Here is a 14,132-nt window from a genome sequence, read left to right as displayed (position 1 = left end):
CGGTCATCTCCCTACGAGGCGTTTTACCTGACGCTTGCAACAGGAACGGACCGACAAGTCAAGCGTTTGCAGTGGCGGCAAGAGGAGGCAAACATGGCGCAACGAACCACCGATATTATCATAGCCGGTGCAGGCTATGTCGGCCTTGCAACTGCCGTCGCCCTCAAATCTTCTGCCGCTCATCTTGGCGTCACTGTCATTGACGCGGCGCCCAAGGGTGTCTGGCGCAATGATGCGCGTGCCTCGGCTATTGCAGCCGCGGCGAGTCGCATGCTCGACCGGCTTGGCTGCTGGGAAGAGATACTTCCAGAGGCACAGCCTATCACCGAGATGATCGTCACCGATTCGCGCACATCTGACCCCGTGCGCCCGGTGTTCCTCACATTCAATGGCGAGGTAGAGCCTGGCGAGCCTTTCGCTCATATGGTGGAAAATCGCATCCTTAATGCGTCATTGCGCAAGAAGGCCGAAGCGCTTGGCGTTACTTTTATCGAAGGAGCGCCAGTCGAAGGATTCGAACAAGGCGAGGCATATCTCACCGTCCGCCATTCCGGTGACAAAACCCTCGATTCGAGGCTGTTGATTGCCGCTGACGGGGTCAAGTCGCGGCTGCGCGACATGGCGGGCATCAAGACGGTCAATTGGGAATACGGCCAGTCCGGCATCGTCTGCACCGTTAGCCACGAACGGCCGCACCATGGCCGCGCTGAAGAACATTTCCTGCCCGCCGGTCCATTCGCAATCTTGCCGCTCAAGGGCAATCGTTCGTCTCTGGTCTGGACCGAACGGACCGCGGATGCCGAGCGCCTAATACAGGAAGATGATTTTCTTTTCGAAGCAGAGCTTGAGCAGCGTTTCGGGCTCAAGCTTGGCGAACTCCATGTCGAAGGCGGGCGCAAGGCCTTCCCGCTCGGTCTGACCTTGGCGCGCGATTTCGTCAAGCCGCGTTTCGCCCTCGCCGGCGATGCGGCGCATGGCATCCACCCGATCGCCGGACAGGGGCTCAACCTCGGGTTTAAGGATGCGGCAGCGCTGGCCGAAACGATTGTCGATGCGGACCGGCTGGGGCTCGACATTGGCTCGGTGGCCGTACTCGAGCGCTACCAGACGTGGCGACGCTTCGACACGGTGCAGATGGGGGTCACGACCGACCTGCTAAACCGGCTGTTCTCGAATGACAATTTGCCGGTGCGCGCCTTGCGCGATTTTGGCCTCGGCCTTGTCGAACGCGTGCCACGCCTCAAGGGATTCTTCATTCGGCAGGCTGCCGGCCTGTCCACCTCTGCGCCAAAGCTGTTGCAGGGTCAGGCAATTTAATGAATGTGCGCGGCATAGGCCGCGCACATTCCGGGCAAAAATCAGAGCGGCCGCGGAAAGCGGCGATGAATAGCTTCGATCTCCGTCAGGATCTCCGGCGAGAGCGTTAAGTCCGCCGCACCGATATCAACCTTCAACTGCTCCATCGTCGTCGCGCCAATTATGACCGCGGTCATGAATGGCCGTGTCAGAGCAAAGGCGATGCCGAGCTGCGCCACATCGACACCGTGCTTGTGCGCGAGATCGATATAGGCCCGCACCGCCGGCGCCGAATGCTCATTGTTGCGCCACAGGCCGCCCGGCTGGATCGAGCCGCGGGTTCCGTCAGGAACCTTGCCGTCGAGATACTTGCCGGTGAGAACGCCGGACGCCAGCGAGGAATAGGCGAGCAGGCCAACGTCTTCATGATGGCTGAGTTCGGCAAGGTCGAGATCGAAAGCGCGCTGCAACAAGCCATATTCGTTCTGCACCGAGGCGACGCGCGGCAGGTTCTCCCGTTCGGAAAGCTTGAGCCACTGGCCAATGCCCCAAGCGGTTTCGTTGGAAAGACCGATGTGGCGGATCTTGCCCTCCTTGACCATATCGTTGAGGCCCTGCAACGCATCCTCGATCTGGATGGGCACCTCGGTCCTGTTCTGCGTGTGCGGCGCATAGTGCCAGCCATTGCCGAAATGATAGTGGCCGCGGGCGGCGTAATGCACTTGATAGAGATCGATGTAATCGGTCTGCAGGCGCTGGAGGCTGCCCTCCACGGCTTCGCGGACCGAACGCCGGCTCGGCTTGGCACCATCTCGGATCCAGCCATTGCCGCCACCGGAGATCTTCGTGGCGAGGACAAACTTGTCGCGCTTGCCGGTCTTCTTGAACCACGTGCCGATATAGGTCTCGGTCTTGCCATAGGTCGCGGGACTCGCCGGTATGGCGTAGACCTCCGCCGTATCCATGAAATTGATCCCGTTATCGAGCGCATAGTCGATCTGTCGATGTGCGTCTTCTTCGGTGTTCTGCACGCCCCAGGTCATGGTGCCGAGGCAAATTTCCGTGACGTCTATATCCGTCCGGCCAAGCTTTTTCAGTTTCACGGGGTTTTCCTGTTCGGTGTCGTTGATCAGTTGACTTGAAAGCCAAGCCTTTGCCTGAGCTTTCTGACCCGCTGCTTGTAGTGCTGTGTGGGAGGCACGGCCGCAGCGGTCTCTTCCAGCATATCAAGCAATTCGCACTTTTCCACTTCGCTCAATCTTTGATTGATGAAAAGCGTGGTTTTTTCAATCACCGTGACTGTATCGCCGATCTGGTCGCATGCCCATCGGGCATAGATGACCGCTTCGTCAACCTGCAGGCAATTTGTGACCTTGAGCAGGACTTTTCTGACCGCTCCGGTATGCCGATCGTCGATCATCTCGTCTTCCGAGATAATAGCTAGAATTATGGTAGCGGCAGCATGCACCGGATCGTTGATTGCAGTGAGCGGCGAATTTTCCGCCTGCATCCTGATTTTTCGGCGCCGGAAATGGCCCCTTATCCGCCCGGCCTCATCGGCGATGTCGCTTGCCGCCCTGCCCAGGAACATGAGCCTGTACCACCAGAAAACCCCGCCGCCCAGCAACCCGAGCACAAGCAGAACAATATGCATGATCCAAAAATCCCGCGCAAATTGGCAATCTCTACGTCAAGGCAAGCGCTGGGTAAATTAGTCGATGGAATAATGCCGGGCGGTGGTTATGATGGAAACACCGTGCCGTTTGCGCGGAGCGCTTTTCGATATTACTCCAGATCAAATCAGGGAGATACCAATGGACAGACAGGCAACCGCAATCTGGAAGGGAACTCTCACGGAAGGTTCAGGCACACTCGATACACAAAGCGGTGCGCTCAAGAGCCTGCCCTATAATTTTAAGGCGCGTTTTCAGGACGAAAGCGGCACGTCCGGCACCAACCCGGAGGAATTGCTGGCAGCGGCGCATGCCGGGTGCTTTGCAATGCAATTGTCCCATTTCCTCGCCGAGAACGGCACGCCCGCCGAGAACCTCGACGCCAAGGCCAAGGTGACAATCAGCCCTGCGGCCGGCGGCGGCTTCGAGATCACCAAGAGCGCTCTTACCCTCGTCGGAACAGTTCCGGGTATTGATGACGCGACGTTCGCCAAGCTCGCCGCACAGGCCAAGGCGACCTGCCCGCTTTCGAAGGCGCTCGGTGCCATCGAAGTAACGCTGGACGCCAAGCTGGGATAATCTGTAACCCATGCAATACTAAAACGGGCGCTCAGGGCGCCCGTTTCTGCAGGTTCAACAACATAAGCCTCAGATCCGGCGTTCCACCATCATCTTCTTGATTTCGGCGATGGCCTTTGCGGGGTTTAGCCCCTTCGGACAAGTCTGCGCGCAATTCATGATCGTGTGGCAGCGATAGAGCCGGAACGGGTCCTCGAGGTTGTCGAGGCGCTCGCCCGTCGCCTCATCGCGGCTGTCGATGAGCCAGCGATAGGCCTGCAGCAGCACGGCCGGTCCAAGATAACGGTCGCCGTTCCACCAATAGCTGGGGCACGATGTCGAGCAGCAGGCACACAAGATGCACTCATAGAGGCCGTCCAGCTTGGCACGGTCCTCGTGGCTCTGCAGCCATTCCTTGGCGGGTTCCGGCGAGACCGTTTTGAGCCAGGGTTCTATCGAACGATGCTGTGCATAGAAGTTGGAAAGATCCGGCACCAGATCCTTCACCACCGGCAGATGCGGCAGCGGATAGATTTTTACCGGTCCCTTGATCTCGTCCATGCCCTTGGTGCAGGCGAGCGTATTGGTGCCATCGATATTCATCGCGCAGGAGCCGCAAATGCCTTCGCGGCAGGAGCGGCGGAGTGTCAGCGTCGGATCGATCTTGTTCTTGATCCAAAGCAGTCCGTCGAGGACCATAGGCCCGCAATCGTCGAGATCGACATAATACGTATCGATACGCGGGTTTTCGCCATCATCCGGCGACCAGCGATAGATACGATACTCACGCAGATTGTTGGCGCCCTGCGGCCTCTCCCAGGTCTTGCCCGGACGCATCTGCGAGTTCTTGGGAAGTGCAAGTTCAACCATAATGCCCTAAAGCCTTTCCCTTGCTCAGTAAACGCGCGCCTTAGGCGCGATCTTGGCGAGGCTAATGCCCCCATCTTCTTCCCGGACCAGCGGGTCGAGATGGACCGGGCGGTAGCCGAGCGTGACCTTGCCATCCGGTGCCAGCCAGGCAAGGCTGTGCTTGCGCCAGTTGACGTCATCGCGACTTGGGAAATCCTCGTGCGCGTGGGCACCCCGGCTTTCCTTGCGCGCCTCGGCGGCAACAACGGTCGTCAGGGCATTCGCCATCAGGTTTTCGAGTTCGAGCGTTTCGACGAGATCTGAGTTCCAGATCATCGACCGGTCGGTTACCTTGATGTCCGGCAGCTCGCTCCAAATCTTTTCCATGCGTTCCACACCGGACTTCAGCGATTCGGACGTCCGGAAAACGGCAGCGTCCTCCTGCATGGTGCGCTGCATTTTCTCGCGCAGTACCGCTGTCGGCGTTCCGCCGCTGGCGTGGCGCAGGCGATCGAACCGATCCATGATCCTGTCGACGGAGGCGCCGTTGATGTCGGGCACCTTGGCATTGCGGTCGATCACCTCGCCGGCGCGGATCGCCGCGGCGCGACCGAAGACGACAAGGTCGATCAGCGAGTTGGAGCCAAGGCGATTGGCACCGTGTACCGAGGCGCAGCCCGCCTCGCCCACTGCCATCAAGCCGGGCTGGATACGGTCGGGATCTGCTGCGGTCGGGTTCAGTGCTTCACCCCAATAATTGGTCGGAATACCGCCCATATTGTAGTGGACCGTCGGCAAGACCGGGATCGGCTCGCGTGTCAGATCAACGCCAGCAAAAATCTTGGCCGATTCCGAAATGCCGGGCAGCCGCTCATGCAGGACGGCCGGATCGAGATGGTCGAGATGCAGGAAGATATGATCCTTGTTCTTGCCGACACCGCGACCCTCGCGGATTTCAAGCGTCATGCAACGCGAAACCACATCGCGTGACGCCAGATCCTTGGCGGATGGGGCATAGCGCTCCATGAATCGCTCGCCTTCGGAATTGACGAGATAGCCGCCCTCACCGCGCGCACCCTCGGTGATCAGGCAGCCGGCGCCATAAATGCCGGTCGGATGGAACTGAACGAACTCCATGTCCTGCAAGGGCAGGCCGGCACGTGCCACCATGCCGCCGCCATCGCCGGTGCAGGTGTGCGCGGAGGTTGCGGAGAAATAGGACCGGCCGTAGCCGCCCGTAGCCATCACCACCATCTTCGCCGCGAAGCGATGGATCGTGCCATCATCGAGATTCCAGGCGACGACGCCGGTAATGGTGCCCTCTTCATCCTGAATGAGATCGAGTGCGAAATATTCGATGAAGAACTGCGCATTGTTGCGCAGGGACTGGCCGTAGAGCGTATGCAGGATGGCGTGGCCCGTACGGTCAGCTGCGGCGCAGGTGCGCTGCACCGGAGGTCCGTCGCCATAGTTCATCATGTGGCCGCCAAACGGACGTTGATAGATCTTGCCTTCCTCGGTTCGCGAGAACGGCACGCCGTAGTGCTCGAGTTCATAGACCGCCGCCGGCGCTTCCCGTGCCAGATATTCCATGGCATCGGTGTCGCCGAGCCAGTCGGAGCCCTTGACGGTGTCATACATATGCCACTGCCAGGAATCCGGGCCCATATTGCTCAGCGAAGCGGCGATGCCGCCTTGCGCCGCGACCGTATGCGAGCGGGTGGGGAAGACTTTGGTGATGCATGCCGTCTTGAGGCCCTGCTCGGCCATGCCAAGCGTTGCGCGCAAGCCGGCGCCGCCTGCTCCAACCACGACCACGTCGAACTTGTGGTCAACGAATGTGTAGGCCTTGCCGGCCGTATTTTCTGTAGCTGCCATAATGTGGCTCAGCCTCCAAAGCTCAGCTTGAGGATGGCAAAGATGCTGACGACGCCAACCGCCAGCGTGAAGAAGGTGTTGAGCATCAAAAGGACGATCTTCGACCCGTCGCCATGGACGTAATCTTCAATGATCACCTGCATGCCGAGTCGCATGTGATATAGGGCGGAAATGATCACCATCAACAGGACCAATGCCGTCAGCGGATGGGAAAGCGCGGCTTTGGTCTCCGCATAGCTTGCTCCGTGCAGGGAGACGATCAGTCCGATAAAAAACAGAAGCAGGGGCACGTTGGCAACGGCCGTCAGCCGTTGGCGCCAGAAGTGCTCGGTGCCTTCCCTGGCGGAACCCAATCCGCGAACCTTGCCGAGCGGCGTGCGCATGTCGCCCATCGTTCCGCCTCCTTGTCTAGGCTATTGTGAATGCGGCGATCCAGACGAGGATCGTCAGCGTGACCGAAAGAATGAGCGAGGCCCAGGCCATCTTGGTGGTGGTTTCTTTTTCGAGGCCGCGTCCCGTATCCCAAATCAGGTGGCGGATGCCGCCGATCATGTGATGAAGGAGCGCCCACGTATAGCCGAGCAGAACCAGAAGACCTAGCCACGAGCCGTAAATCGCATTGACGTCGTTGAAATAATCTTCGCCGATCGCCGCCGCGATCAACCACCAGGCAACCAGCAACGTGCCGACATAAAGCGCCGCACCGGTAACGCGGTGGACGATCGACATGACCATGGTTGGGATTGGCTTGTAGATTTGCAAATGCGGCGACAGGGGCCGGTTTGCATGCATTGATGACTTGCTCATGGCGTTTCCAAATTGAGCGCCTCACCTCGAATGGCGGGCAGGGCCGAAAGGCTGCGAGAGGCAATTTAGAAGGGTTTTAATCCGGTTTTTGCACTGCGTCAAAGCCCTTTCCGCACCCTCATGCTGCGAAATGGCGCCAATAGCAAGCACTTATGGTTTATTCATAAAATTCAATCGTTTAAACCGGCAAAATGGCTCCGTCACTGATAGGAACGCCATTATTGTTCACTGCAAAAAATACTTGAATGAGTCTCTCCAGTTCATATCCCTGACGCCGTCCCGAAGGCACTGCGCAGCTATTTGGTGGCGACGCAGCCTGTCTCGCGCGCGACGTGTTACACCGCGAAACAACCATTCGTTGCGGGACAATCTATTGATTGCCAAAGCGTATGATGAAGCTTGTCCAGTCGGCCGGCGCCGCGACCTGCTCGTAGAGCTTGCGACCGTCCTCTGGAATGCGCGGCGCATTGAGCGACAGCTTGGTCCAGCCGCGCTCCTCGGCCTTGTCGGCGAGGACATCGATCAATGCCTTGGCGATGCCTTTGCCGCGGTGATCGTGATGCACGTAGATATGATCGACCTGGCCGGCGCGCATGCCTGAAACCGGCTCCGGCAGATCGTAGAAGATGACAAAGCCCACGAGTTGACCATCGAGGCGCGCACCCGCGATCTCGGCGGCGCGGTCGCGCAACAGGTTTTCGGCGTAATAATCGTCGGGGCGGCGCGGTGCGCCGCGCTTCAATGCTTGCGCGTAGCTGGCGAGCAGGGGCGCGAACTCATGGGCATGACTGAGATGGAGTTGCGAAATGTCGATTGCGTGTTCGTCGGTGGTCTTCTTGGTCATGTCGGCTTCCATCCCTTGGATCGCACCGGTCGAGCCGGTTTGTTGGCGCCAAGGATTGGTTGATTTGCCGGGCCCGTCAACCAGCAGCCCGGATGAAAATCGATTTGATTAGCGATGGGCAGATGACAATTGTTAATAAAAGATTAATGCTGCGATCAAGGAAGCTAGCCGATGAGGGATGACAAATGACCTTGATGCAAAGTGTGTTGTTGAAATCGTCAGTTGCATCCGTTGCGCTCGCGCTGTTGCTGGTTCCTCAACTTGCGACCGCGAACGGCAACAATGCCAGCAACGCCTATGGCGACGAGTACGGCAACGTCGTCCTGCACGAAGAGGGCGGACCAAAGATCATCTTTGTCGGCGCTTCTGCGGCAAAGTCCGATACGCTTGGCCGGGACATCCGTCGACAGGTTCCGGTCTATAAGCGTGGCAAGGGTCCGGCGGTGATCTCGCCTGTCGGCGATCCGCGTGTGGTTGGAACCGTTCCCCCTCCCAATACGGGCTGCGACAGTCCGCTCGTCATCCAGGGACGCGGCTATATGTATGGCCTCGATTGGAACGAAACGCCCGTTATTGCGCACCCCGGCTGCGAGTAGACCTTTCTGCCAAGAATTGATTTGCCTTGACGAAGCGTGGCCTGTAATGGGGCCGCTTCATTGTAGGATCGTTTCCAATGGCTCGCAGTTCCGATGGCGCACTCGTTCTGTTCTCGGGCGGACAGGATTCCGCCACCTGTCTGGCCTGGGCGCTCTCACGCTTCGAGAGGGTTGAGACGGTGGGCTTCGATTACGGCCAGCGCCACCGCGTCGAGCTCGAGGTACGCGGTGCATTCCGCGAAGCGCTGACAACCGCGTTTCCCGCATGGGGCAAACGTTTGGGTGACGACCATCTGCTGAACGCGTCGATGGTCAACGCGCTTGGCGCTACTGCGATGACGGCTGACATTGCCATTGCCATGGCGGAAAACGGCCTTCCCAACACAGTTCGTGCCGGGCCGCAACCTCCTTTTCTTCACGCTTGCAGGTGCCCTCGCCTATCGCCGCGGCCTGCGCGTCATCATAGGCGGCATGTGCGAGACGGATTATTCCGGCTATCCGGATTGCCGCGATGATACGCTGAAGGCGCTGCAAGTCGCCCTTTCCCTCGGCCTCGATCGTCGTATCACCATCGAGGCGCCGCTGATGTGGCTCGACAAGGCAGAGACCTTTGCCCTTGCGCAGGAACTTGGCGGCAACCCGCTGCTTGATCTGGTGATCGAGTCCACCCACACCTGTTATCTTGGCGATCGCACGAACCGCTACGCCTGGGGCTACGGGTGCGGAACCTGTCCCGCCTGCGCTCTGCGCGCCGGTGGCTGGAAGAAATTCAAGGCGGAAGCGGCGTGACATACGCGGTCAAGGAAATCTACCTGACGCTCCAAGGCGAGGGCAATCACACCGGCCGCGCCGCCGTGTTCATGCGATTTGCCGGTTGCAACTTGTGGTCCGGTCTTGAGCGGGACCGCGACGAAGCTGTCTGCCAGTTCTGCGATACGGACTTCATCGGCGTTGATGGCCCCGGCGGTGGCAAGTTCAACACCGCGGATGCCTTGGCTGAAGCGGTCGCGGCGAAGTGGCCGGGCGGCGGCAAGCCTTATGTCATCTGCACGGGGGGCGAGCCACTCCTTCAACTCGACGCGACGCTGATCGATGCGTTTCATGCAAGAGGCTTCGAAGTCGGCATCGAGACCAACGGAACGATCGCCGCGCCTGCAGGGCTCGACTGGATATGCGTTTCACCGAAAGGAACCGCCTCGCTGGTCCAGACTCGCGGCAACGAGCTCAAACTTGTCTATCCGCAGAAGGAGAGCGAAGTTCACCCCTCGCGCTTTACGACGCTTGCCTTCAACCATTTCTATCTGCAACCTCTTGACGTTATCGGTGATCCGGCGCAAACCGCCGCGCATGTGGCATCTGCAGCGGCCTATTGCCTCGCCCATCCGCTTTGGCGGCTGAGCACGCAGACACATAAATTGATCGGCTTGCCTTAGAGACAAGCCTTGGCGGGCGCCTGTACTGCGCCAGAGCTGACCGAGGACAAAATGCGAATTTTTATCGACTTCAACTTTGAAGCGGCGCACCATTTGCCGCATTCCTTTCCCGACGGCCACGTGAACCAGCGGCTGCATTGCCACAGTTTCCGCGCGCGGATCACCCTTGATGGACGACCGGACCCGAAGAGCGGACTGATCACGGACCTCGGCGCAGTGAAATCCTGCGCCGACAGCGCCCGCGAAGAGCTCGATCATCGCTATCTCAATGAAGTCCCGGGGCTAGAGCTACCGACACTCGAGACCATTGCCATATGGCTGTGGCGGCGTGTGGAGCCGGATCTGCCCGCGCTCGTGGAGATCGGCATTTACCGCGACAGTTGTGGCGAGGGCTGCGAATATAATGGCGAGCTCGAGACAGGAAAGGCAGCAGCATGAGCCACTATGCAGATGAGGCAACAATGCTCGGCAAGGATGTCAAGATTCCACAGCATCCGGATGAAGCCGTGCTCGATGCCGTCCCCAACCCACAGGCTGGTACGCTATTTCTCGCGCGCTTCACCTGCCCGGAGTTCACGTCGCTCTGCCCGGTTACCGGCCAGCCCGACTTCGGCCATCTGATGATCGATTATGCGCCGGGTGAGTTCCTGCTGGAATCGAAGTCGCTCAAGCTCTTCCTGTTCAGCTTCCGCAACCACGGCGCATTTCACGAAGATTGTACGGTGGGCATTGGCAAGCGCATCGTCGACGCCATCAAGCCACAATGGCTGCGCATCGGCGGCTACTGGTATCCGCGCGGCGGGATTCCGATCGATGTATTCTGGCAATCGGGGCCGTCACCCAAGGGTCTTTGGCTGCCCGACCAGGGCGTTCAGCCCTATCGTGGGCGGGGCTGAGCTCCAAAGCCCAAAGGCGCTGCCGACAAAAAGTAGCGCCCTCCCCGGAAGGGGAGGGCAACAGCGATTATTTCCAATCGCGGATGTCGATGAAGTGACCGGCGATCGCCGCGGCTGCGGCCATTGCCGGAGAAACAAGGTGCGTGCGGCCCTTGAAGCCCTGGCGACCCTCGAAATTGCGGTTCGACGTGGAAGCGCAACGTTCGCCCGGCTTCAGGCGGTCGTCATTCATGGCAAGGCACATGGAGCAACCCGGCTCACGCCAATCGAACCCGGCTTCCTTGAAGATCTTGTCGAGGCCCTCGGCTTCCGCCTGCTGCTTGACGATGCCGGAGCCCGGAACGATCATGGCATCGACGTGCTCGCTGACCTTGCGGCCTTCAACGACCTTGGCGACAGCGCGCAGATCTTCGATGCGGCCATTAGTGCATGACCCGATGAAGACGCGGTCGAGCTTGATGTCGGTGATCGGCGTTCCGGGCTTCAGGCCCATATAGTCGAGCGCGCGCCACTTCGAACTGCGCTTCGTCTCGTCGGCGATGTCGTCCGGATTGGGCACGGTGCCTGTGACGGAGACGACGTCTTCCGGCGACGAACCCCAGGAAACGATGGGCGGAAGTTCCGCTGCATTGAGCACGACAACCTTGTCGAAATGCGCACCCTCGTCGGTGTGGAGTGTCTTCCAATAGTCGATCGCCATGTCCCAGGCCTGGCCCTTCGGCGCGCGCGGCTTGTCCTTGACATAGGCGAAAGTGGTTTCATCCGGCGCTATGAGTCCGGCGCGGGCTCCGCCTTCAATCGACATGTTGCAGATCGTCATGCGTCCTTCCATGGACAGGTCACGGATCGCCTCGCCAGCATATTCGATGACATAGCCGGTGCCACCGGCCGTGCCGATCTCGCCGATGATGGCGAGGATGATGTCCTTGGCGGTGACCCCTTGCGGCAGCTTGCCGTCGACGCGCACCAGCATGTTCTTGGCTTTTGACTGGATCAGCGTCTGCGTGGCGAGCACGTGCTCGACCTCGGACGTGCCGATGCCATGGGCGAGCGCGCCAAAGGCGCCATGGGTGGAGGTGTGGCTATCGCCGCAAACGATCGTCATGCCGGGCAGGGTAAAGCCCTGCTCGGGCCCGATGATGTGGACGATGCCCTGGCGAATATCCTTCTCCGAATAATATTCGACGCCGAAATCCGCAGCGTTCTTGGCAAGCGCCTCAACCTGGATGCGGCTTTCTTCGTTCTTGATGCCGTTCACGCGGTCGGGCGAGGTCGGAACATTGTGGTCGACCACGGCAAGCGTCTTTTCCGGATGACGCACCTTGCGCCCGGTCAGGCGAAGACCTTCGAAGGCCTGCGGGCTTGTCACTTCATGGACAAGATGGCGATCAATATAGAGAAGGCATGTGCCGTCTTCCTGTTGATCGACCAGATGGTCATCCCAAATCTTGTCATAAAGTGTGCGTGGCGCAGTCATAGTTCTATCCTCGGCACGGTTTTGTGCTTTTCAATTATTTCGTGGACATATGCACTTGAGGTCCAGTTACGTCAAGAAACAAGCGATAAAAGTAATATTCCGGCGACAATGCGCCGCTCTTCGCGCAGGTTCAGCGACGGTCGGACCGCCCCAGTCTTCGTTCGATCCATCGCAATGCAAGGGACAGGCTGATAGTCAGGAGAAGATAGATATAGGCAACGACCGAATAGGTTTCAAAAAAGCGGAATGAACCGGAGGCATAGACTTTTCCCATCTGCGTGACGTCGACCACGCCGAGCACCGAGACCAGCGACGAATCCTTCACCATCGAGATAAAATCATTGCCGTAAGGTGGCAGGATCGTACGGATGGCCTGTGGCATGACGATCAGCCGGAAACGTTGCAACCGTGTGAGACCGAGCGCCTTGGCTGCCTCTATCTGTCCCTTGTCGACCGCCTGGATGCCTGCCCGGAATATCTCGGCAAGAAACGCTGCATAGGCGAGCATCAACGCAATGATCGCGCGCCAAAGCAACGAAAAATCCCGCACCAGGGCCGGTTCGATCAGGCCAGCGCCTTGCAACGGTTGAGAAAGAAAGTTCCACAGCGCAACCAGCGCCGGAGCGCCGACAAAGGCGATATAGAAAAGCAGCACGAGAAGCGGCACGCCGCGCACGACTTCGACGTAGAAGCGCGCAGCTTGCCTTATTGCGATATGGTCCGAGAGGCTCATGACCGCGAGCGCGAGACCGAGCACGGAAGCGAGGCAAAATGCGAGAAGCGACACCCAGACCGTAATCCAGATGCCTTGCGACACGGTCGCGAAGACTTGCCCGTAGATCGGGCTGACGAGAATGGCGATGCCTAGCGCGATGGCAATCGTTCCGGCAACAACCAACCACCAGGGGAAGTCCGGCTTCGATGCGCGCGACGGTCTGGCGCTTGTCACTGCCCGAGCTTGTAGTCGAGGAACCATTTCTTGTTGAGCGCTTCGAACGTGCCGTCGGCCTTGAGCGCCGCAATTGCCGCATCGACGGGCGCCTTCAGGTCCGACCCCTTGGGAAATATGAAGCCGAAATCCTCGGCACCAAGTGGCCCGCCGATGAGCTTCAGCTTGCCGCCAGACGCATCGACATAACCTTTGCCCGCCGTGCTGTCGGTCAGGACGAGATCGACATCACCCGTCTTCAACGCTTCGATTGTCGCGCCGAATGTCTCGAAGAGCTTGATGCGCGGATTCTGCTCATTGCCGTCAAGCACGTTATAGACGGCGACGTAGAAGTTGGTCGTCCCCGGCTGCGATCCGACCAGCGTGTCCTTCACCTCGGCAAAGCTCTTCGGATCGGTGAAGCGTTTCTCGTCGCTGCGCACGTTCGCATATAGGGTTCTGAGAAGTCGATCTTCTGCTTGCGCTCGTCATTGATTGTGATGCCGTCCATGCCGATCTGGTACTGGTTGTCGGACACCGCCTGGATCATCGCGTCCCAACTCGTGTTGAGATATTCGACCTGGAAGTTGAGGCGCTTGGCGATCTCGTTCATGGCATCATATTCCCAACCAATCGGCTTGCCGGTCTTGGGATCGACGAACTGCAGAGGCGGATAGGCGTTCTCGGTAACGATGGCAACCTTCTTGCCGCGAAGGTCAGGCAGGTCTGCTGCAAAAGCGGAAAACGGCAGCGCGGCAAGCATAAGCCCAGCTATCAAAACGGATCGCAACATTATCTCAGCCCCTCATTCGTCTGAAGCGAAACAGATTTCACCTTGGCGTTGAGCCGTCAATCCCGCAAGGGTCGCAATCCTACTGTCAGTTGTGAACGGGGACA

General features: G+C 59.1%; 15 protein-coding genes and 2 pseudogenes. 7 read left to right on the top strand and 10 right to left on the bottom strand.

Annotated features, from left to right (window positions below; genetic code table 11):
* The first annotated feature begins 93 nt into the window (after positions 1 to 93).
* Entirely contained in the window at positions 94 to 1,317 is a 1,224-nt protein-coding gene (locus BR48_RS0109105; RefSeq protein WP_027231014.1) for a ubiquinone biosynthesis hydroxylase, read from the top strand.
* Between the two features lie 41 nt (positions 1,318 to 1,358).
* On the opposite strand, the gene BR48_RS0109100 is transcribed toward BR48_RS0109105, so the two are convergent.
* The gene (locus tag BR48_RS0109100) at positions 1,359 to 2,399 is read right to left on the bottom strand and encodes an aldo/keto reductase (RefSeq protein WP_027231013.1); all 1,041 of its coding nucleotides are present in this window, start codon (positions 2,397 to 2,399) and stop codon (positions 1,359 to 1,361) included.
* Between the two features lie 26 nt (positions 2,400 to 2,425).
* Positions 2,426 to 2,887, bottom strand: coding sequence for a hypothetical protein (locus BR48_RS0109095; RefSeq protein WP_245273362.1), 462 nt, complete (start codon positions 2,885 to 2,887; stop codon positions 2,426 to 2,428).
* Positions 2,888 to 3,110: 223 nt separating this feature from the next.
* Here BR48_RS0109095 and BR48_RS0109090 point away from each other — a divergent pair, with 223 nt between their 5' ends.
* Positions 3,111 to 3,548: an OsmC family protein gene (locus BR48_RS0109090; RefSeq protein ID WP_027231011.1), complete on the top strand. Its 438-nt coding sequence runs from the start codon at positions 3,111 to 3,113 to the stop codon at positions 3,546 to 3,548.
* Positions 3,549 to 3,617: 69 nt separating this feature from the next.
* Here the strand turns inward: BR48_RS0109090 and BR48_RS0109085 are convergent, their stop codons facing one another.
* From BR48_RS0109085 to BR48_RS0109065, 5 genes are all read right to left on the bottom strand, one after another.
* Positions 3,618 to 4,397, bottom strand: coding sequence for a succinate dehydrogenase iron-sulfur subunit (locus BR48_RS0109085; RefSeq protein ID WP_027231010.1), 780 nt, complete (start codon positions 4,395 to 4,397; stop codon positions 3,618 to 3,620).
* Positions 4,398 to 4,421: 24 nt separating this feature from the next.
* Positions 4,422 to 6,254 (bottom strand): succinate dehydrogenase flavoprotein subunit, encoded by a 1,833-nt coding sequence (gene sdhA, locus BR48_RS0109080; RefSeq protein WP_027231009.1) that lies wholly within the window; start codon positions 6,252 to 6,254, stop codon positions 4,422 to 4,424.
* A gap of 8 nt (positions 6,255 to 6,262) precedes the next feature.
* Positions 6,263 to 6,646, bottom strand: coding sequence for a succinate dehydrogenase, hydrophobic membrane anchor protein (gene sdhD, locus BR48_RS0109075; RefSeq protein ID WP_027231008.1), 384 nt, complete (start codon positions 6,644 to 6,646; stop codon positions 6,263 to 6,265).
* A 16-nt stretch (positions 6,647 to 6,662) separates the two neighbouring features.
* Positions 6,663 to 7,061: a succinate dehydrogenase, cytochrome b556 subunit gene (gene sdhC / locus BR48_RS0109070; protein WP_027231007.1), complete on the bottom strand. Its 399-nt coding sequence runs from the start codon at positions 7,059 to 7,061 to the stop codon at positions 6,663 to 6,665.
* Between the two features lie 370 nt (positions 7,062 to 7,431).
* Positions 7,432 to 7,905, bottom strand: a complete 474-nt coding sequence (locus BR48_RS0109065) for a GNAT family N-acetyltransferase (protein WP_027231006.1) — start codon at positions 7,903 to 7,905, stop codon at positions 7,432 to 7,434.
* 185 nt (positions 7,906 to 8,090) lie between these two features.
* Here BR48_RS0109065 and BR48_RS0109060 point away from each other — a divergent pair, with 185 nt between their 5' ends.
* The 5 genes and pseudogenes from BR48_RS0109060 to queF all read left to right on the top strand — a co-directional run bounded on the left by BR48_RS0109060 (position 8,091) and on the right by queF (position 10,830).
* Complete coding sequence (locus BR48_RS0109060) at positions 8,091 to 8,501, top strand: hypothetical protein (RefSeq protein ID WP_027231005.1); 411 nt, start codon at positions 8,091 to 8,093, stop codon at positions 8,499 to 8,501.
* Between the two features lie 77 nt (positions 8,502 to 8,578).
* Positions 8,579 to 9,290 (top strand): annotated as a pseudogene (gene queC / locus BR48_RS24185) (7-cyano-7-deazaguanine synthase QueC).
* Positions 9,287 to 9,934: a 7-carboxy-7-deazaguanine synthase gene (gene queE, locus BR48_RS0109050; RefSeq protein ID WP_027231004.1), complete on the top strand. Its 648-nt coding sequence runs from the start codon at positions 9,287 to 9,289 to the stop codon at positions 9,932 to 9,934. The pseudogene queC and the gene queE overlap by 4 nt, the downstream one beginning before the upstream one ends.
* A 51-nt stretch (positions 9,935 to 9,985) precedes the next feature.
* Positions 9,986 to 10,372: a 6-carboxytetrahydropterin synthase gene (locus tag BR48_RS0109045; protein ID WP_027231003.1), complete on the top strand. Its 387-nt coding sequence runs from the start codon at positions 9,986 to 9,988 to the stop codon at positions 10,370 to 10,372.
* Positions 10,369 to 10,830, top strand: a complete 462-nt coding sequence (queF, locus tag BR48_RS0109040) for a preQ(1) synthase (protein WP_027231002.1) — start codon at positions 10,369 to 10,371, stop codon at positions 10,828 to 10,830. Before BR48_RS0109045 ends, queF begins: the two co-directional genes overlap by 4 nt.
* Before the next feature lie 67 nt (positions 10,831 to 10,897).
* On the opposite strand, the gene leuC is transcribed toward queF, so the two are convergent.
* The 3 genes and pseudogenes from leuC to BR48_RS24180 all read right to left on the bottom strand — a co-directional run bounded on the left by leuC (position 10,898) and on the right by BR48_RS24180 (position 14,028).
* Positions 10,898 to 12,307: a 3-isopropylmalate dehydratase large subunit gene (leuC, locus tag BR48_RS0109035; RefSeq protein ID WP_027231001.1), complete on the bottom strand. Its 1,410-nt coding sequence runs from the start codon at positions 12,305 to 12,307 to the stop codon at positions 10,898 to 10,900.
* Positions 12,308 to 12,437: 130 nt separating this feature from the next.
* Positions 12,438 to 13,256, bottom strand: a complete 819-nt coding sequence (locus tag BR48_RS0109030; RefSeq protein WP_027231000.1) for an amino acid ABC transporter permease — start codon at positions 13,254 to 13,256, stop codon at positions 12,438 to 12,440.
* Positions 13,253 to 14,028, bottom strand: a pseudogene (locus tag BR48_RS24180) (transporter substrate-binding domain-containing protein). The gene BR48_RS0109030 and the pseudogene BR48_RS24180 overlap by 4 nt, the downstream one beginning before the upstream one ends.
* Positions 14,029 to 14,132: the final 104 nt, after the last annotated feature.

The organism is Phyllobacterium sp. UNC302MFCol5.2 (assembly GCF_000686005.1).
GTDB classification, from domain to species: Bacteria; Pseudomonadota; Alphaproteobacteria; order Rhizobiales; family Rhizobiaceae; genus Phyllobacterium; species Phyllobacterium pellucidum.
This window is presented reverse-complemented; position numbering and strand designations above follow the sequence as displayed.